Source organism: Streptomyces mirabilis (genome assembly GCF_018310535.1).
Lineage (GTDB): Bacteria > Actinomycetota > Actinomycetes > Streptomycetales > Streptomycetaceae > Streptomyces.
Genome location: NZ_CP074102.1, coordinates 2,461,421 through 2,479,784 on the forward strand (window position 1 = coordinate 2,461,421; position 18,364 = coordinate 2,479,784).

General features: G+C 69.7%; 16 protein-coding genes. 6 read left to right on the top strand and 10 right to left on the bottom strand.

Annotated elements, in window-relative coordinates:
- Positions 1-215: 215 nt before the first annotated feature.
- Positions 216-845: a helix-turn-helix domain-containing protein gene (locus SMIR_RS10610; RefSeq protein WP_168501304.1), complete on the top strand. Its 630-nt coding sequence runs from the start codon at positions 216-218 to the stop codon at positions 843-845.
- Positions 846-886: 41 nt separating this feature from the next.
- Here the strand turns inward: SMIR_RS10610 and SMIR_RS10615 are convergent, their stop codons facing one another.
- Entirely contained in the window at positions 887-1,912 is a 1,026-nt protein-coding gene (locus SMIR_RS10615) for an ATP-dependent 6-phosphofructokinase (RefSeq protein ID WP_054233176.1), read from the bottom strand.
- 218 nt (positions 1,913-2,130) lie between these two features.
- Here SMIR_RS10615 and pta point away from each other — a divergent pair, with 218 nt between their 5' ends.
- From pta to pyk, 3 genes are all read left to right on the top strand, one after another.
- Positions 2,131-4,209, top strand: coding sequence for a phosphate acetyltransferase (pta, locus tag SMIR_RS10620; protein ID WP_168495657.1), 2,079 nt, complete (start codon positions 2,131-2,133; stop codon positions 4,207-4,209).
- 35 nt (positions 4,210-4,244) lie between these two features.
- Positions 4,245-5,462 (top strand): acetate kinase, encoded by a 1,218-nt coding sequence (locus tag SMIR_RS10625; protein ID WP_168501303.1) that lies wholly within the window; start codon positions 4,245-4,247, stop codon positions 5,460-5,462.
- 121 nt (positions 5,463-5,583) lie between these two features.
- On the top strand, positions 5,584-7,017 hold the full coding sequence (pyk, locus tag SMIR_RS10630; protein WP_168495655.1) for a pyruvate kinase: 1,434 nt from the start codon (positions 5,584-5,586) through the stop codon (positions 7,015-7,017).
- A 79-nt stretch (positions 7,018-7,096) separates the two neighbouring features.
- Here the strand turns inward: pyk and SMIR_RS10635 are convergent, their stop codons facing one another.
- The 5 genes from SMIR_RS10635 to SMIR_RS10655 form a co-directional block, all read right to left on the bottom strand.
- Positions 7,097-7,645 (bottom strand): hypothetical protein, encoded by a 549-nt coding sequence (locus SMIR_RS10635; RefSeq protein ID WP_212726915.1) that lies wholly within the window; start codon positions 7,643-7,645, stop codon positions 7,097-7,099.
- Positions 7,646-7,792: 147 nt separating this feature from the next.
- Positions 7,793-9,112, bottom strand: a complete 1,320-nt coding sequence (locus SMIR_RS10640) for a hypothetical protein (RefSeq protein WP_212726916.1) — start codon at positions 9,110-9,112, stop codon at positions 7,793-7,795.
- The gene (locus tag SMIR_RS10645; RefSeq protein WP_168495649.1) at positions 9,102-9,725 is read right to left on the bottom strand and encodes a DUF6114 domain-containing protein; all 624 of its coding nucleotides are present in this window, start codon (positions 9,723-9,725) and stop codon (positions 9,102-9,104) included. Before SMIR_RS10645 ends, SMIR_RS10640 begins: the two co-directional genes overlap by 11 nt.
- Positions 9,726-9,845: 120 nt before the next feature.
- Complete coding sequence (locus tag SMIR_RS10650) at positions 9,846-10,478, bottom strand: DUF6230 family protein (protein ID WP_067369161.1); 633 nt, start codon at positions 10,476-10,478, stop codon at positions 9,846-9,848.
- 658 nt (positions 10,479-11,136) lie between these two features.
- Positions 11,137-12,114 carry a tetratricopeptide repeat protein gene (locus SMIR_RS10655; RefSeq protein ID WP_168495647.1) on the bottom strand — a complete coding sequence of 326 codons (978 nt, stop codon included), beginning with the start codon at positions 12,112-12,114 and terminating at the stop codon, positions 11,137-11,139.
- Between the two features lie 278 nt (positions 12,115-12,392).
- Here SMIR_RS10655 and SMIR_RS10660 point away from each other — a divergent pair, with 278 nt between their 5' ends.
- Positions 12,393-13,019 carry a TetR/AcrR family transcriptional regulator gene (locus SMIR_RS10660; RefSeq protein WP_168495645.1) on the top strand — a complete coding sequence of 209 codons (627 nt, stop codon included), beginning with the start codon at positions 12,393-12,395 and terminating at the stop codon, positions 13,017-13,019.
- A gap of 219 nt (positions 13,020-13,238) precedes the next feature.
- On the opposite strand, the gene icmA is transcribed toward SMIR_RS10660, so the two are convergent.
- The 4 genes from icmA to SMIR_RS10680 form a co-directional block, all read right to left on the bottom strand.
- Positions 13,239-14,939 carry a coenzyme B12-dependent isobutyryl-CoA mutase large subunit gene (gene icmA / locus SMIR_RS10665; RefSeq protein WP_168495643.1) on the bottom strand — a complete coding sequence of 567 codons (1,701 nt, stop codon included), beginning with the start codon at positions 14,937-14,939 and terminating at the stop codon, positions 13,239-13,241.
- A gap of 74 nt (positions 14,940-15,013) precedes the next feature.
- Positions 15,014-15,352: a DUF3817 domain-containing protein gene (locus SMIR_RS10670; RefSeq protein WP_075028953.1), complete on the bottom strand. Its 339-nt coding sequence runs from the start codon at positions 15,350-15,352 to the stop codon at positions 15,014-15,016.
- A gap of 78 nt (positions 15,353-15,430) precedes the next feature.
- Entirely contained in the window at positions 15,431-15,940 is a 510-nt protein-coding gene (locus SMIR_RS10675; RefSeq protein WP_095852549.1) for a MarR family winged helix-turn-helix transcriptional regulator, read from the bottom strand.
- Between the two features lie 11 nt (positions 15,941-15,951).
- Entirely contained in the window at positions 15,952-17,277 is a 1,326-nt protein-coding gene (locus tag SMIR_RS10680) for an MFS transporter (RefSeq protein ID WP_212728344.1), read from the bottom strand.
- Positions 17,278-17,375: 98 nt separating this feature from the next.
- Between SMIR_RS10680 and SMIR_RS10685 the strand changes: the two genes are divergently transcribed.
- Positions 17,376-18,362 (top strand): ArsR/SmtB family transcription factor, encoded by a 987-nt coding sequence (locus SMIR_RS10685; RefSeq protein WP_168495641.1) that lies wholly within the window; start codon positions 17,376-17,378, stop codon positions 18,360-18,362.
- Positions 18,363-18,364 lie beyond the last annotated feature (2 nt).

The following is an 18,364-nucleotide window of genomic DNA, read 5'->3' on the forward strand; positions in this document are numbered from 1 at the left end:
CCGGGCCGGTCTCGCCGGGGTGCCTGGTGACCGGTGACGGGAAGGGGCGACGAGGGCAACACCGTATGTTCGTACGATCCGTAATTGTGGCCGAACAGACCGTAGTCACCACCGCCCCGGCCCCATATTTTGTGCGCGTGCAGCAACCGCAAGCCCATCAGCCCACCCCGCCCTTCAACGCTCCGGCCGCCCGCAGACTGCGGGCGGCCCTCGGCATGGGCCCCGAGCACGTCGCGTACGGAATGCGAGCCTCGTACGGGCTGCCGTACGTCACCCCCGACCTCGTCGCGGCCTGGGAGAGAGGCACGACCACCCCCAGTGGCCCCGAACTCACCGCGCTGGCGGGCGTGTTGTGGTGCTCACTGGGTGAACTCATCGGCGCGCCAAGGACGTTGCGCGAGCATCGCGTGTCACGCGGGCTGGCCCAGGAGGACATCGCCCGTACCGTCGGCCTCGAACTCCTCGCCTACCAGCGGATGGAGGAGGCCGACGAGTGGCGCGGCAACGACCGGCAGTCGGTCGCCCTCGCCGACACCCTCGAACTGTCGCTGCGGGACTTCATCACCGTCACCGGACGCGACGCCAAGCTGGCCGAGCTGCTGCGCAGCGCGGTGACGACGCGCTGGCAGGCGTACGTCCGTCCGGTCGGGAAGATGATCCCGCTGGACCGACGCCTCCTGGAGGACGTCCTCCAGGAGATGCACACCGAGTACCAGGGGCAGATGGTCGTCACGCTCAGCTGGAGCGGCGGATCGGCCGCCGCCGACGCCGACGACTCCGGCCGCGACTTCCTCGACCGGATCGTCGATCACTTCTGGGCGATGCTCCAGAGAAGTACGTACTGAGTCCACTCGACCCGAGGTCGTGCGACCCGAGCGGGTACGACCTAGAACACCGACTCGGCCTCGTCCATCCGGTCCTTCGGCACCGTCTTCAGCTCCGTGACCGCCTCCGCCAGCGGCACCATCAGCACATCCGTGCCGCGCAGCGCCGTCATCCGCCCGAAGTCGCCCCGGTGCGCCGCCTCCACCGCGTGCCAGCCGAACCGCGTGGCGAGCACCCGGTCGTACGCGGTCGGGGTGCCGCCCCGCTGCACATGACCGAGGATGACCGGCTTGGCCTCCTTGCCGAGGCGCCGCTCCAGCTCGTACGCCAGCGCCGTACCGATGCCCTGGAAGCGCTCGTGACCGAACTGGTCGATGGCGCCGTGGCCGTAGTCCATGGTGCCCTCGACGGGGTGGGCGCCCTCGGCGACGCAGATGACCGCGAACTTCTTGCCGCGGGCGAAGCGCTCCTCGACCATCGCCATCACGTCGGACGGGTCGAAGGGGCGCTCGGGCAGACAGATGCCGTGGGCGCCGGCCGCCATGCCGGACTCCAGGGCGATCCAGCCGGCGTGCCTGCCCATGACCTCGACGACCATGACGCGCTGGTGGGACTCGGCGGTGGTCTTGAGGCGGTCCATGGCCTCCGTGGCCACACCTACCGCGGTGTCGAATCCGAAGGTGCGGTCCGTCGACGAGATGTCGTTGTCGATCGTCTTCGGGACACCGACCACCGGCAGCCCCGCGTCCGACAGCATCCGGGCTGCCGTCAGCGTGCCCTCGCCGCCGATCGGGATCAGCACGTCGATGCCGAACTCGCGGGCCATGTCCTGCGCGTTCTCGCAGGCCTCGCGGAGCCGGTCGCGCTGCAGTCGCGAGGAGCCGAGAATCGTGCCGCCGCGGGCGAGGATGCCGCTGACCGCGTTGAGGTCGAGGGTGCGGTAGCGGCCGTCGAGCAAGCCCGCGTAGCCGTCCTCGAAGCCGATGACCTCGTCCCCGAAATTGGTGACCGCTCGGTGCACGACCGACCGGATCACGGCGTTCAGGCCCGGGCAGTCGCCGCCTGCGGTGAGAACTCCGATACGCATCGTGCTGTGTCTCCTGCTCGCTGCTGGTACGTGTGAGCCAGTCCGATTGTTTCATGCGCCGAAGGGCACCGACGATTCCCTCCTCCCCACCAGGCCGTTTGTCCTGGCGGGCGCCTTAGCCACCCTCAGAGGTATTGTCAAGAGGGTTCCGCTCACCCCAGTGGGCCATTTTTCCGAGCCCCGAAACCACCCAGCGCCGCAACGGATGGAGAGCACGCGTGACCCGCAGCGTCTACGTGACCGGGATCGACCGCGGCGACGGCCGCCAGGTCGTCGAGCTGGGGGTCATGGAGCTCCTGACTCGCCAGGTCGACCGGGTGGGCGTCTTCCGTCCACTCGTCCACGACGGCCCGGACCGGCTCTTCGAGCTGCTGCGCGCCCGCTACCGGCTGACCCAGGACCCGGCGAGCGTGTACGGCATGGACTACCACGAGGCGTCCACGCTCCAGGCCGAGCAGGGCGCGGACGAGCTGGTCTCCACCCTCGTCGACCGGTTCCACCTCGTCGCCCGCGACTACGACGTCGTCCTCGTCCTGGGCACCGACTTCGCCGACACCCAGTTCCCGGACGAGCTGGCGCTGAACGCGCGGCTCGCGAACGAGTTCGGCGCCTCCGTGATCCCCGTGGTCGGCGGACGCGGACAGACCGCCGAGTCCGTGCGCGCCGAGACGCGCAACGCCTACCGCGCGTACGACGGCCTGGGCTGCGACGTCCTCGCCATGGTCGTGAACCGGGTGGCTCCGGCCGACCGCGCCGAGATCAGCGAGCGGATCGACCACCGTCTGCCCATCCCCTGTTACGTCCTGCCCGACGAGCCCGCTCTCTCCGCGCCCACCGTCGCGCAGATCACCCACGCCCTCGGCGGCAAGGTGCTCCTCGGCGACGACGCGGGCCTCGCCCGGGACGCGCTCGACTTCGTCTTCGGCGGCGCGATGCTGCCGAACTTCCTGAACGCCCTGACCCCGGGATGTCTCGTGGTCACCCCGGGCGACCGCGCCGACCTGGTCATCGGCTCGCTCGCCGCGCACAGCGCCGGCACCCCGCCCATAGCCGGCGTGCTCCTCACCCTGAACGAGCGGCCCAGCGACGAGGTCCTCACCCTCGCGGCCCGTCTCGCCCCCGGCACCCCGGTGATCTCGGTGGCCGGGAACTCCTTCCCCACCGCGGCCGAACTCTTCTCCCTGGAGGGGAAGTTGAACGCCGCCACCCCCCGCAAGGCGGAGACCGCCCTCGGCCTCTTCGAGCGGTACGTCGACACCAGCGACCTCCTCAGGCGCGTCTCCGCGCCGAGCAGCGACCGCCTCACCCCGATGATGTTCGAGCACAAGCTCCTCGAACAGGCCCGTTCCGACAAGCGCCGCGTCGTGCTCCCCGAGGGCACCGAGGCCCGCGTCCTGCACGCCGCCGAGGTGCTGCTGCGCCGGGGCGTGTGCGAGCTGACGCTGCTCGGTCCTGTCGACCAGATCCGCAAGAAGGCCGCCGACCTCGGCATCGACCTGGGCGGCTGCCAGCTGATCGACCCGGTCACCTCCGAGCTGCGCGAGCGCTTCGCCGAGAAGTACGCCGTCCTGCGCGCCCACAAGGGCGTCACCGTCGAGCTGGCGTACGACGTCGTCGCCGACGTGAACTACTTCGGGACGCTGATGGTGCAGGAGGGGCTCGCCGACGGCATGGTCTCCGGCTCCGTGCACTCCACCGCCGCGACCATCCGGCCCGCCTTCGAGATCATCAAGACCAAGCCGGACACCAAGATCGTCTCTTCCGTCTTCTTCATGTGCCTCGCCGACAAGGTCCTCGTCTACGGCGACTGCGCCGTGAACCCCGACCCGAACGCCGAGCAGCTCTGCGACATCGCCATCCAGTCGGCCGCCACCGCCGAACAGTTCGGCGTCGAGCCCCGGATCGCGATGCTGTCGTACTCGACGGGTACGTCCGGGTCGGGCGCCGACGTCGACAAGGTGCGCGAGGCCACCGACCTGGTGCGGCTGCGTCGCGACGACCTGAAGATCGAGGGGCCGATCCAGTACGACGCCGCGGTCGAGCCGACCGTCGCGGCGACCAAGCTGCCGGACTCCGAGGTCGCCGGGCAGGCCTCCGTGCTGATCTTCCCCGACCTCAACACCGGCAACAACACCTACAAGGCCGTACAGCGCTCGGCCGGCGCGATCGCCGTCGGCCCGGTCCTGCAGGGCCTGCGCAAGCCCGTCAACGACCTGTCGCGCGGCGCGCTGGTACAGGACATTGTCAACACGGTCGCGATCACGGCGATCCAGGCCCAGACTCCGAGCAGGGCATGACCACCATCGTCCTCCACCCAGAAGGCACCCCCGCAGTGACCGCCACCCGCGTCCTCGTCCTCAACTCCGGCTCCTCGTCGGTGAAGTACCAGCTGCTCGACATGCGCGACAGCAGCCGTCTCGCCATGGGCCTCGTCGAGCGCATCGGCGAGGGCACCTCCCGGCTGAAGCACACGGCGCTCACCACGGGCGAGACCCGCGAGACGATCGGCCCCATCGCCGACCACGCCGCCGCGCTCAAGGCCGTCGCCGAGGAGCTGGCCAAGGACGGCCTCGGCCTGGACTCCCCCGAGCTGGCCGCGATCGGCCACCGGGTGGTGCACGGCGGGAAGCAGTTCACCGAGCCCACGGTCATAGACGAGGCCGTGCTCGCCGAGATCGAGCGGCTGATCCCGGTCGCCCCGCTGCACAACCCGGCGAACCTGATCGGTATCCGTACGGCCCGGGCGCTGCGCCCCGACCTGCCCCAGGTCGCCGTCTTCGACACCGCCTTCCACACGACGATGCCGGAGTCGGCGGCGCGCTACGCGATCGACGTGAAGACCGCCGACGAGTACCGCATCCGGCGCTACGGCTTCCACGGCACCTCGCACGCGTATGTGTCCCGGGCGACGGCCGAGCTCCTGGGCAAGGCCCCCGAGGACGTGAACGTCATCGTGCTGCACCTCGGCAACGGCGCGTCCGCCTCCGCCGTACGGGGCGGCCGATGCGTGGACACCTCCATGGGGCTCACGCCGCTGGAGGGACTGGTCATGGGCACGCGGTCGGGCGACGTGGATCCCGCGGTCATCTTCCATTTGACGCGTGTTGGCGGGATGTCCACGGACGAGATCGACACTTTGCTGAACAAGAAGAGCGGCCTGATCGGTCTGTGCGGCGACAACGACATGCGGGAGATCCGTCGCCGTGTCGACGAGGGTGACGAGCAGGCGCGGCTCGCCTTCGACATCTACATCCACCGCCTGAAGAAGTACATCGGCGCCTATTACGCGGTACTGGGCCGGGTGGACGCGATCGCCTTCACCGCCGGAGTGGGCGAGAACGCCGCTCCGGTGCGCGAGGCCGCGGTGGCCGGCCTGGAGGAACTCGGCCTGGCGGTCGACGCCGACCTGAACGCGGCTCGAGGGGACGGGCCCAGACTCGTCTCCCCCGAGGGCGCACGGGTCGCGGTCGCCGTGGTGCCGACCGACGAGGAACTGGAGATCGCCACGCAGACCTACGCACTCGTGGGCGCGTCCCACGACCTCATCTGAGCGGCACCACGCCACCTCGAACGGGCGGCACCGTGCCACCTCACCTGAGCGGCAGCGCGCCCCTTTGTATCTTCCGCCAGACGGAATATTCCGTAGCGAAACAAACCGATAGGATCGCCCTATGCGCCGTTCGAAAATCGTCTGTACTCTCGGCCCCGCGGTCGACTCCCACGAGCAGCTCGTCGCGCTGATCGAAGCCGGCATGAACGTGGCCCGCTTCAACTTCAGCCACGGCACGCAGGCCGAGCACCAGAGCCGCTACGACCGGGTCCGGGCCGCCGCGGCCGAGACCGGCAAGGCCATCGGTGTCCTCGCCGACCTGCAGGGCCCGAAGATCCGTCTGGAGACCTTCGCCGAGGGACCCGTCGAGCTGGTGCGCGGTGACGAGTTCACCATCACCACCGAGGACGTGCCCGGCGACAAGCACATCTGCGGCACGACCTACAAGGGCCTGCCCGGTGACGTCTCCAAGGGCGACCCGATCCTCATCAACGACGGCAACGTCGAGCTGAAGGTCGTCGAGGTCGACGGTGCCCGGGTCAAGACGGTCGTCATCGAGGGCGGTGTGATCTCGGACCACAAGGGCATCAACCTGCCCGGCACGGCCGTGAACGTGCCGGCGCTGTCCGAGAAGGACGTCGAGGACCTGCGCTTCGCGCTGCGGATGGGCTGCGACATGGTCGCCCTGTCCTTCGTGCGTGACGCGGGCGACGTGAACGACGTGCACAAGGTGATGGACGAGGAGGGCCGCCGGGTCCCCGTCATCGCCAAGGTCGAGAAGCCGCAGGCGGTCGAGAACATGGAGGCCGTCGTCGCGGCGTTCGACGCCGTCATGGTGGCCCGTGGTGACCTGGCCGTCGAGTACCCGCTCGAGAAGGTCCCGATGGTGCAGAAGCGCCTCGTGGAACTGTGCCGCCGCAACGCCAAGCCCGTGATCGTCGCGACCCAGATGATGGAGTCGATGATCACCAACTCCCGCCCGACCCGCGCGGAGGCCTCCGACGTCGCCAACGCGATCCTCGACGGCGCCGACGCGGTCATGCTCTCGGCCGAGTCGAGCGTGGGCGCGTACCCGATCGAGACGGTCAAGACGATGTCGAAGATCGTCGTGGCGGCCGAGGAAGAACTCCTCTCCAAGGGTCTGCAGCCCCTGGTCCCCGGCAAGAAGCCGCGCACGCAGGGCGGTTCGGTCGCCCGTGCCGCCTGCGAGATCGCCGACTTCCTCGGCGGCAAGGGCCTGGTCGCCTTCACCAAGTCCGGTGACACCGCCCGCCGGCTCTCCCGCTACCGCGCGGCCCAGCCGATCCTGGCCTTCACCACCGACGAGGGCACCCGCAACCAGCTCGCGCTGAGCTGGGGCGTCGAGTCGCACGTCGTGCCGTTCGTGAAGAGCACCGACGAGATGGTCGACCTCGTCGACCACGAGCTCCAGAAGCTCAAGCGGTTCAACGACGGCGACATCGTCGTGATGACCGCCGGCTCGCCCCCCGGCGTCCCCGGCACCACCAACATGGTCCGGGTGCACCACCTGGGCGAGAGCGGCCGCACCACCTGACCCCCGCGGCCTCCGTACGCCACTGAGGGCGCCTCCTGCGACAGGGGGCGCCCTCGGTGTGTGCTGATCACGGGCGCGGTCACGGCAGTGCGTCGGCCGACTGCTGATACGCCTCGAACTCGCTCCACCGCGGGTGATCCGCAAGGAGCGGGGCCAGGGCGCGCGGGGGCGCGAGCAGCCGCCGGATCATCCGGAGCGAGCGGATCTGCGCACGCTCCAGCTCACGCCACCGCGGGGCGAGCCCGGCTGCCTCCTGCGGGCTCATCGGCATGGCGTCCAACGCTCGTTCGAGCACGGGTCCGGGACCGAACATGGAGACGCCCTCACGCGGACCCACCTTCTCCAGCAGCCAGGACCTGAGCCAAAGGTCGCGCAACAGCCATTCGTTGTGCTGTGTGCCGGTCGCGCGCTCGGCGGCCGCCAGCAGGGCCGGCCAGGCCTCGGCGATCGCCCGCCACTGCTCGTCGGTCACCCCGGCCGGGTCCGCCTGGATGCGGGCGGCGAACTGCTGAGCCGCGGCCGTCCATTGACTCACGGCCCCATCGGCGCCGTCCGTGCCCGACGCCGACCAGCGACGCGCGTGCGCGTCCAGGTCGAGCCGGTCCAGCCCGTCGAAGAGGTCATTCATCAGAACATCACCCCCGCTGCTGCGAACGCTTCCCTGCCGAGCTGTTCCGCTCCGTACAGGACTGTGGCCCGGCCCTCCGCGTGAGCGGAGGAACCGGGCCACAGTCCTGTGTGCGGCTCCCGAACGGGTCTTGGTCGTGACCGGCCGTCAGCCGGTCACGTACTGGTGCAGCCCGGGTATGGTCAGCGTGCCGCCGAACTGGCCGGCCTGTACGACCTTCACCTTGGTGAAGTAGATCAGCGGTATGTTCAGCGGCGGCGGGTTGTCCGGGCTGAACGTGATCGGGATCAGGCCGAGCAGGTTGCCGGAGATGCTTTCGGTGTACATCACCGTCTTGCCGTCACGGATGGTGGACGTCGTACCGCTGCCGGCCTGCACGTGGTACGTCTTGCCGGACTGCTTGTCGTTCACCGTCTGGTGCAGGTCGCCGATGTCCGTGCCGTCGGAGATGACGTACTTCAGGACCTTCTTGACGGTGCCGTTGGCGGTCTTCACCTTCACGATGCCCTGGTAGTCCGCGCCCTTGAGGAGCAGCGAACTGGCGTTCAGGTACCAGGGGTCGTCCGGCAGGGTCACCGGGTTGTCGACGCCGCCCTCGGCGTCGGTGGCGACCGGGCAGTCCGCCGCGCTGGTGGTGGAGCTCGCGGACGGGCTGGGGGACGAGGTGGCCGCGTCGGTAGCGTCCTTGAGCGCCTTGGTGGTGCCCTCGGCCGCCTTGGTCGCCGTGTCGGTCGTGTCCTTCACGGTGTTCTTGACCGTGTCGGCGACCTTGCTGGTGGTGTCCTTGACCGTGTCGGACGTGGTCTTGTCGCCGGTGTCCTTGGTCGCGCTCGCCGAGGCGGACGCGGAGGCCGACGGCGTGGGGCTCGCGGTGGCACTCGCCGTGGAGCCACTGCCGCCGGTGAAGATGCCCGTGATCGCGTCACCGATGGTGCCCAGCAGATCGCCCCCGCTGCTCGCGGACGCCGACGGGGTCGCCGTCGCCGCGGTGCCGCCGCCACTGCTCTGCGCCGACTTGCTCGCGGACGGCGCCGACGTGGACCCGGCCTTGTCGTCGGAACCTGAATCCGACGAAGAGGTCTTGTCCGGCGACGAGGACGCGCTGGCCGAGGGTGTCGGCTCCGGCTTGTCGGTGGACGCGGAGGCGCTCGCCGAGGAAGAGGAGGACGCCGAGGCGGAGGGGGTCGGGCTGGCCGACGTGTCCTTGCCGGCCACGGCCTCGACGCACTTCTGGTACTCGTCGGCCGTCAGGCTCTTGGCGGGCGAGTGGTCGTCGGCCTGGGCAAGTGTCGGCGTGAACCCCATCCCCATGAGGACCGCGGTCGGCATCGCCGCGATGGCGACGGCCTTGCCCGCGGGCACGTGGAACCTGGTGAACAGCGGCTTCCTCGGGGCCGCGTGGCGCGGCCCGGTTCTCACCCGGGACTCGTCCACCTCGGTCCCGCGGATCACCTCGTCAGCCGGCACTGTGCCTCCCGTTCGCCCCGTAGGCGGAGCTCATTCCTGACAGGTCCTTCGGCTCGCCCGACTCGTCGGCGACCGCGGGGCCCGCGCTGTCGGCACCGTGCTGGATGCCCGTGGACTCCGGGCTCTGCGGCAGGTGCGGGGTGTTCGGGGTGGTGTCGAGGGCGTCCGGGGCGCCGCCCTCACTCTTGTGCGCCGGCGCAATCTGTTCCTCGCCGGGCTCACCAGGAACCCAGGAGACCGCCATCGCGCCGCCGGTCATGGCGAAGAGGAAGCCGATGAGGAAGCCACCGAGGTTGGACACCGGAATGGAGACCAGCGCGAGCAGGATCGCGGCGACCCCGGCGAAGGTCCGTACGTGCTTCTGGAACCAGAGACTGATGCCCAGGACCCAGAGCAGCACGCCGATGATCAGGGAGCCGGCGCCGGCGGTGGTGGACATCGCCAGCGTCAGATGGCCGATCTGGAGGTTCGCGTACGGGAAGTAGGCGATGGGGAAGCCGCCGAGCAGGATGAACAAGCCGGCCCAGAACGGGCGATCGCCCCTCCAGGTACGGAAGTTCCGCCGGAAGACTTGGAGATAGTGCTCGCTCTGCCCGGGTGACTCGGCGCTCATGGAAACGGCTCCCTGGAACGGCTTTACTGTGTGGCGTACGCGCTTGAGTAGTTCACGTACTGCGGGAAAAGGTGGGGCGGGCGGGGCAGCTGCCGGCTCCCCCGCCCGCCCCTGGAGTGCCTAGTAGCACTCCTTGACGCCCTTGGACAGCGACATCTTCAGGCCGCTGAGCTTGAACGTACCGGCGGTGGTCGCCCACGCCGTCTGCTTCACATCGGTCAGGTCGGCCGAGTCGGCCTGCTGGGCGAATCCGTACGGGTTCGCCTGGTCACCCTTGGCAATGCCCGGACCCTTGCTGGCGTCCTTGGCCGCAACACCGATGTCGATGTTGTGGAACACCGCGTCGGCCTGCAGGTCCTCGACGTCGATGTACAGGTTCTCGGCCTGGACCGGCGTGCCACCGCCGCCCGCCTTCAGGACCAGACTGACCGATCCGAGCAGCGGGATGTTCGGGGTGACCACGGACTGGCACATGTTGGTGATCGACGCGGACTTGAACGCCGAGACCGCGACGGGGTGAGCCGTCTTCTGACCGTCGAGGGTGTACCCCGAGTCGATGGCTCCGTACTGCGAGAAGCCTTCTCCGTGGAGCGAGTCCGCCGTCACCTTGAACGACTGACCCGACACACTGAACGACGCGGCGAGAGCGCCCTGCGCGAGGGCGACACCTATCGCTGCCGTGGCGGCCACGCTGGGCACCATCACGACCGCGAACCGCTTCCATCTGGTCCCGCCACGCACCTGGGACTCCATATTTCCTCCTTCTCGGACGTACATCTCCTGGCCCTGACTGACCCATGTCGGCGGCTCAGCCGGGCAGGGATGGGAGAAGTGCTACGTCCTCGGAAAGGAGAGCGCCCGTACTCGTCGAGCGCCAACTGCGCCCGACATCACCGGCGATCACCCCCGAGCGACAACCACTGGTCGCGCCTGACACGCATCACGCACAACCTGCTGGACAGGCTCCGCCGAACGGCAGAGACCCCCCTGTCCAAGGGTCGGCGCCACTGCCGCCGCCCCTACTCGGTGGGGACCCAGAAAACCCCTTGACCCGATTGGTTGTCGGGGTAGGGGGAATGGACCGAGCGTCGCCGATCGTGGTGCATTCTCGCCGCCCGCACAAGGGGGTTCGTTACTGGCTAGTAACGGCCGGATAACCGAACAACGACCCGGCGGTATCGGTCGACAACTCTGGGTGGCACCAAGGGGGACACCAAAACAGTTGATCCATGGACAGAATCCGACAGATCAACGCCCCTGACTTACTCCAAGTAACAGCGGCCGCGTTTACCAAGTTTTGGTAAAGCGCGGCCACCTGCCGCTCTCTCGGCAAATCTTTCACCTGGGCATCACACGCCCCGGCGTTTAGGAACAGGTCAGCACACCGGGCGGAACCCGGTCCGGGAGTCGATCAGAACAGCGCTCTCGCCAGCGCCCGGCGCGCCGCGATCACCCGCGGATCGTCGCCGCCCACGACCTCGAAGAGCTCCAACAGCCTCAGCCGTACGGCATCCCGGTCGTCGCCCGCCGTGCGCTGCACCGTGTCGATGAGCCGCCCGAACGCGTCTTCGACGTGCCCGCCCACCAGGTCGAGGTCCGCGGCCGCGATCTGCGCCGGTACGTCCTTGGGCTTCTCGGCGGCGTCCTTGCGCACCTGGAGCGGGTCGGCGCCCTGCACGCGCTGCAGCAACTCGGCCTGCGCGAGGCCGAGCCTGGCCTCCGTGTTGCCCGGGTCGTCGCTCAGCACGTTCTTGTACGCCTGTACGGCACCGCCGAAGTCACCCGCGTCCAGGGCCTGTACGGCGGCCTCCAGGAGCGCGTCGTAGGGCCCTGCCGGCACCTCGTGCACCGCGGGGGCGCTGCCGGGCTCGGCGTCGGGGTCGACGGTCACGCCGGTGAGGCCGAAGCGCTGCTCGGCGACCTCGACGAGCTGGTCGAGGGTCCCGCGGATCTGCGCCTCTCCGGCCGCACCCTGGAAGAGCGGCAGTGCCTGTCCCGCCACGACGGCGAACACGGCCGGGATCCCCTGGATCCCGAACTGCTGCATCAACATCTGGTTGGCGTCGACGTCGATCTTGGCAAGGACGAACCGTCCGTTGTACTCGACGGCCAGCCGTTCGAGCACCGGGCTCAGTTGCTTGCAGGGCTCGCACCACTCGGCCCAGAAGTCGATGACGACCGGGACCTCGGTGGACCGCTGAAGGACATCGTGCTCGAATCCCGCCTCGTCGACATCGATGACGAGGCCGGCGGGAGACACGGCCCCGCCTCCGCCGCCCTGCCTGGCCGCTTCGGCGCGCGCCTGCTCCGCCTTCGCCTTGGCCTCCTGGGCCGCCTTCACCGCGGCGAGGTCGACGACTCCGCTCATGGACATGTTCCGTGGCTGCATGAGTACATCCTCCCCCTTCCTCGCGCACGTGTGAAAAGCGCTGTGAAAGCCGGGCCGCTTTACGACGCGACCCGACTCGATCCGTGCTGTCGGGCACCGGGTCCCCACCCGGCGCCAGTGGTTGTCACCCGTCCACGAGTCACCGTGTACGAGCTTTCGCTACGGCTCGTAGCGTAACTGTCCCGTGGCTCCCCTGTCCGCCATACCCCGGTGATCTCCCTCACGACTTCACACAACCGCCTGATTTGGCCGCCCGGGACGGCGGATAAGGTCCTGACATGCAGAGTCGCACCACCACCCCCCGCACGGGACGCCCGCGCAGCGCTGCCGCGGACGCCGCGATCCTGAAGGCGACGCGGGCGGCGCTGGTCGAACTGGGCTGGTCCAAGCTGACGTTGGGGGACGTGGCGACGCGGGCCGGGGTCGCCAAGACGACCCTCTACCGTCGCTGGGCGGGCAAGAACGAGCTCGTGGTCGACGCGGTGGCCGTCCTCTTCGACGAACTGGAACTCCCCGACCGTGGGAGCCTCGCCGCCGACATCGAGGGCGTGGTGCTTCAGTTCGCGGCGCTCCTGAACCGTCCCGAGACCGCGACGGCCCTGATGGCGGTGGTGGCCGAGTCAACCCGTGACGAGCCGCTGCGCGAACGCATCCGCACGTCCATCGTCGACCGCCAGAAGCGGCTCGTCGTGGAGGGGCGGGCCCGCGCCACCGCGCGCGGCGAACTCCCTCCGGAGTCCGACCCCGAGGTCGCCGCGCGTACGGCGGACCTCATCTTCGACGTGGTCGCCGGGGCGGTGGTGCATCGCACCCTCGTCAGCGCGGAGCCGGCGGACGAGGAGTGGGTCCGCGCATTCACCCAAATGCTCCTCCTGGGCCTGACCGGTACAACACCCACCACCTGACCCGACTCTCCTCGCCCTCGAACGCCGGACGGCCCGAGGCTTTCAGCGGCGCGGGGAACTGCGCGACCGGCCCCCACGCACCCGCGGACAAGGAATCCGGCCGACCGGGGGATCCGGGGCGCAGCCCCGGCCCGAGGGGCGCGGGGAACTGCGCGACCAACCCCCACGCATCCGCGGACAAAGAAGGGCGCCCCGGGTCTGGGGCGGAGCCCCAGGGGGTCAGAAGCCCGCCGGTTCCGTGTACACGCCCCACTCGTCCCGGAGCACGTCACAGATCTCGCCGAGCGTGGCCTCGGCCCGCACCGCATCCAGCATGGGCACGATCATGTTCGACCCGTCCCGCGCGGCGGCAAGCATCGCGTCCAGCGCGGCCTGTACGCGCGCGTCGTCGCGCCCGTCCCGCCGCACTCCCAACTCCCGTACCTGCTCCCGCTCCACTTCGTGACTGACCCGCAGGATCTCCAGATCCCCGGTCACGGACCCGTGATGGACGTTCACGCCCACCACCCGCTTGTCACCCTTCTCCAACGCCCGCTGGTACTGGAACGCCGACTCGGCGATCTCCCCGGTGAACCAGCCGTCCTCGATGCCCCGGAGGATGCCGGAGGTGATGGGACCGATCGGGTGCTGCCCGTCGGGATGCGCCCGCAGCCCCCGCTCCTTGATCTGCTCGAAGATCTTCTCCGCGTCGGCCTCGATCCGGTCGGTGAGCTGCTCGACGTACCAGGAACCGCCCAGCGGGTCGGCGACGTTGGCGACGCCGGTCTCCTCCATCAGTACCTGCTGCGTCCGCAGGGCGATCTCCGCGGCCTGCTCGGACGGCAGCGCGAGCGTCTCGTCCAGCGCGTTGGTGTGGAGGGAGTTCGTGCCGCCGAGAACCGCCGCGAGCGCCTCCACCGCCGTACGGACGACGTTGTTGTACGGCTGCTGCGCCGTCAGCGAGACACCCGCGGTCTGGGTGTGGAAGCGCAGCCACTGCGCCTTCTCCGACTTCGCGCCATACACGTCCCGCATCCACCGCGCCCAGATCCGCCGCGCCGCCCGGAACTTGGCGATCTCCTCGAAGAAGTCGAGGTGCGCGTCGAAGAAGAAGGAGAGGCCGGGGGCGAAGACGTCCACGTCCAGGCCACGCGAGAGCCCCAGTTCGACGTAGCCGAACCCGTCCGCGAGCGTGTACGCCAGCTCCTGCGCGGCCGTGGAACCGGCCTCCCGGATGTGGTAGCCGGAGACGGACAGCGGCTTGTAGGCGGGGATCTTCGCGGCGCAGTGCTCCATCAGGTCGCCGATGAGGCGCAGGTGTGGCTCGGGCTGGAAGAGCCACTCCTTCTGGGCGATGTACTCCTTGAAGATGTCGGTCTGGAGGGTGCCGTTCAGGACGGACGGGTCGATGCCCTGCCGTTCCGCCGCGACCAGGTACATGCAGAAGACGGGTACGGCCGGTCCGCTGATCGTCATCGATGTCGTGACGTCACCCAGCGGGATGTCCTTGAACAGGACCTCCATGTCGGCCGCCGAGTCGATCGCGACCCCGCAGTGCCCGACCTCGCCGAGGGAGCGCGGATCGTCGGAGTCGCGCCCCATGAGCGTCGGCATGTCGAAGGCGACCGACAGTCCGCCGCCCCCCGCGGCGAGGATCATCTTGTAGCGCTCGTTCGTCTGCTCCGCGTTCCCGAACCCGGCGAACTGGCGGATCGTCCACGTACGCCCTCGGTAGCCGGTCGGGTACAGGCCGCGGGTGAAGGGGTACTCGCCGGGCCAGCCGATCCGCTCGAAGCCGTCGTACCTGTCCCCCGGCCGTGGCCCGTACACCGGCTCCACCGGATCGCCGGAGAGCGTGGTGAAGTCGGCCTCACGCTTGCGCGAGGTGTCGTACCGGGCCTGCCAGCGGCGGCGGCCCTCTTCGATGGCGTCAGCGTCCATGCTTCGAATTTACTAGGACGTCCTACTAAATGTCGATGGCAAACCGCCACGGACCACTCCCGTGGCGGTAAGCGTTACGCCTTGACGACCGCCGGAGAGTCCTCCGCGACCTTCGACTCCAGCTCCTGGGTGATCTTCCGCTCCACGAAGAACGCGGCCGTCGGAATGGTCCCCGCGAGCAGCACCCACAGCTGCTTGCCGACCGGCCACTTCGCCTTGGAGCCCAGGTCGAAGGCAAAGACCAGGTAGACGACGTAGAGCCAGCCGTGCGCGATGGCGACGACGCGCGTGAAGTCCACGGCACCGTTCATGTGGAACACGTACTTGGCAATCACACCGAGGGTCAGCAGGACCAGCAGCACACCGGTGACGTAGGCCATCACGCGGTAGCGGGTCAGCACGCTCTTCTTCATGGGGATGAGCGTAACGACCCCATTTGCGCGATCTACGAGCACCCCCGCCCCGGCGCGCCTCTTTTCTCTGTTCCTCGTCTATTCCTCGTCGAAGTCACTCGCGGCGATGCGCAGGGGGCGCAGCATCGCGAAGATCTCCGCGCACTCCTCGGAGTCGTAGGCCCCGAGCCCGAAGTCCATCGCCATCAGGTCCCGGGTCGCCGCGTCGCAGACCTCACGGCCCTTCTCGGTGATGGAGGCGAGCGTGCCGCGCCCGTCGTTGGGGTTGGGCCGCTTGTCGACGAGCCCGGACTTCACCAGCCGGTCCACGGTGTTCGTGACGGAGGTCGGGTGCACCATGAGGCGCTCGCCGATCTTGGACATCGGGAGCTCGCCGGCCTTGGAGAAGGTGAGCAGGACCAGTGCCTCGTAGCGCGCGAAGGTGAGTCCGTACGGCTTGACGACCGCGTCGACCTCGGCGAGCAGGATCTGGTGCGCGCGCATGATCGAGGTGATCGCGGCCATGGACGGCACGGATCCCCAGCGCTGCTTCCAGAGTTCGTCGGCGCGGGCGATGGGATCGAAGGCAAGACTGAGCGGCTTCGGCACGGCATAAGACCTTACCCGCCGGTCATATGCTGGTCAGCCCCGTCTCGCCTTTCGGTCCCGGCCCCCTCTACGGCGGGGACCGCGGCCCCTTCCGTACGCCGCGCCTCCACCGCCAGCAGGACACAGCAGACGGTGCCGAGCACCCCCGCGCCCGCGACCGTCGCCCGCACCCCGGCGAACTCCGCCGCCACCCCCGACAGCGCCATCCCCACCCCCTGGACGGTCATCAGCCCGGCGGTGTTCAGGGTCATCGCCCGGCCTCGCAGCTCCTCGGGCACGGCCCGCACGAACCACTGGTCCAGGCCGAGCGAGTACGCGGATCCGGTGCCCGCGAGCAGCAGCAGGGCCAGCGACCAGCCGAGGTCCGGCCGCAGGACGTAGCCGACGTACGGCAGCAGGGTGACGCAGACGAGCGGGAGGGCGAGCCGGGTGCGGGTCGCGGGCCGCAGCCTCGAACCCGCGTACAGCTCCCCCGCGATCGTGCCGACCGGCAGGGCGCACATCAGCAGGCCGAGCCCGGCCGATCCGGCGCCGAGTCCGTCGGAGTAGGGCGCGGCCAGCGCCTCCGGCGCGACGGCGAACATCGGCGGCACCCAGAACAGCAGGAGCAGGGCCCGTACGCGCCGGTCGGCGAGGATCCGGCGGGTTCCGTGCAGCGAGTCCCGCACCAGCGCGCCACCGTCACGGGCCCGCGCGGGCCGTCGCCGGGTACCGAAGCGCAGCAGCGCGGCGGAGATCAGGAAGGTGCACACCGTGATGAGCAGCGCGCCGCGCGGTGACACGACGGTGAGCAGTACGCCGCCGAGCCCGAACCCGGCGAGCAGCGCGCCCTGCGAGACGATCCGCAGCAGGGAGCGGCCCAGTACGAACAGGTCGCCGTCGCCGAGGACGTCGGTCAGCGTCGCCGTGCGCGCCCCCTGGAAGAGCGGTGAGACGACGGCGAGCGCGCAGCGCATGGCCAGCAATACGGCGATGGGCGCGCCCGGCACCACCATGACGGCCACGCAGCCCGCGCACACCAGGTCGCACACCACGAGGACCCGGCGGGCCGGGAAACGGTCCGCGGCGCCGGCGAGGAGGGTGCCGCCGACGAGGTACGGGAGGAAGCCGAGCGCGAACGTCAGGGCGCTCATCAGGGGCGAGCCCGTCAGGTCGTAGACCAGCACGGACAGGGCGAGCTCGCTGACCACGAGCCCGAGCAGCGAGAACGCGTGGGCGGCGAAGACGGCGCGGAACTCCCGTACGGCGAAGACTCGGCCGTAGCCCGTGGCTTCGGGCGCGTTCGGTGGGGTGGTCGATGGGTCGGGCTGCGTCGTTGTGGCCTTCGTCTCCGCCATCTCTGCTTCCGGCATGGGCAACAGCGTGCTCACCCGTCGGGCCGGACCGTAGAGTTTCGGCTCCAGCCGAATCTTCAGATCTTCAGGGGTGCCTTTCCTTGCCTTCCCTTCTGCACTTCGGGGAGGACGACTTCCTCAACTGCCGATTCGCGGTGTCGCCCCTGTGGGAGACACAGGAGGCGGTCCGCACGCTCAACCGTCCCGCGCGGCACGGCTACCACGCGCACTGGCTGCGCCGTATCCGCGCGGCCGCCGCCGGGCTCGACCTCGCACCGCTGTGGCTGCTGATGCCGCAGCGCGGCTACTGCCCCGACTGGCTCTGCCCGCCCCCGATCGGTCCTGCGGCCACCTTCGAGGAGGAGATCGCCGCGGTCCGCGCGGCCGACCCCGAGGCGGCCCGCGAGGAGGCCGCGAGGTCGCTCGCGGACACTCCGGGCGCCCTCGAATCGTCCCGAGGCCGGGCACTGTTGAAGGATCCGGCGCGCATGGTCCAGGAGCTGGCCGACCTGATGGAGACGGCCTGGCACGCGCTCGTCGAGCCGGACTGGCCGCGGCTGCGCGCCCTGTTGGAGGCGGACATCGCGTTCCACTCGCGGCGGCTCGCGGAAGTCGGTCTGGGCGGGCTGCTGCCGGAGATAGACCGTCGGTTCGGCTGGCGCTCCCACACGCTGACCATCGAGTGGAAGGGCCGGCACGAGCGGGACCTCGCGGGACAGGGCCTGATTCTGGTGCCCAGCGTCTTCATCTGGCCGGAGGTGGTCAGTTCCTTCGATCCCCCCTGGCAGCCCACGCTCGCCTACCCCGCCCGCGGCATCGGCGGCCTGTGGGCCGAACCGACGGACCACACTCCCGACGCCCTCGTGCGACTCCTGGGACGGGGCAGGGCCACCGTCCTCACGGCCCTGGACGAACCCACCACCACCACAGCCCTCGCCCACCGCCTCCGCCTCGCCCCGTCGTCCGTCTCCGCGCACCTCACGGTCCTGCGCGCCGGAGGCCTGCTCACCTCACGCCGCTACGGCCACCAGGTCCTGTACGAACGCACCCCCCTGGGGATGGCGCTGGCGTCGGGTCCGGAGCAATAGCC

Bases quoted from the DNA above. Each gene is read 5' to 3' on its own strand.
- SMIR_RS10610 (WP_168501304.1), top strand. From the start codon at position 216: ATGGGCCCCGAGCACGTCGCGTACGGAATGCGAGCCTCGTACGGGCTG.
- SMIR_RS10615 (WP_054233176.1), bottom strand. From the start codon at position 1,912: ATGCGTATCGGAGTTCTCACCGCAGGCGGCGACTGCCCGGGCCTGAAC.
- pyk (WP_168495655.1), top strand. From the start codon at position 5,584: ATGCGCCGTTCGAAAATCGTCTGTACTCTCGGCCCCGCGGTCGACTCC.
- SMIR_RS10635 (WP_212726915.1), bottom strand. From the start codon at position 7,645: ATGAATGACCTCTTCGACGGGCTGGACCGGCTCGACCTGGACGCGCAC.
- SMIR_RS10645 (WP_168495649.1), bottom strand. From the start codon at position 9,725: ATGAGCGCCGAGTCACCCGGGCAGAGCGAGCACTATCTCCAAGTCTTC.
- SMIR_RS10650 (WP_067369161.1), bottom strand. From the start codon at position 10,478: ATGGAGTCCCAGGTGCGTGGCGGGACCAGATGGAAGCGGTTCGCGGTC.
- SMIR_RS10655 (WP_168495647.1), bottom strand. From the start codon at position 12,114: ATGCAGCCACGGAACATGTCCATGAGCGGAGTCGTCGACCTCGCCGCG.
- SMIR_RS10660 (WP_168495645.1), top strand. From the start codon at position 12,393: ATGCAGAGTCGCACCACCACCCCCCGCACGGGACGCCCGCGCAGCGCT.
- icmA (WP_168495643.1), bottom strand. From the start codon at position 14,939: ATGGACGCTGACGCCATCGAAGAGGGCCGCCGCCGCTGGCAGGCCCGG.
- SMIR_RS10670 (WP_075028953.1), bottom strand. From the start codon at position 15,352: ATGAAGAAGAGCGTGCTGACCCGCTACCGCGTGATGGCCTACGTCACC.
- SMIR_RS10680 (WP_212728344.1), bottom strand. From the start codon at position 17,277: ATGGCGGAGACGAAGGCCACAACGACGCAGCCCGACCCATCGACCACC.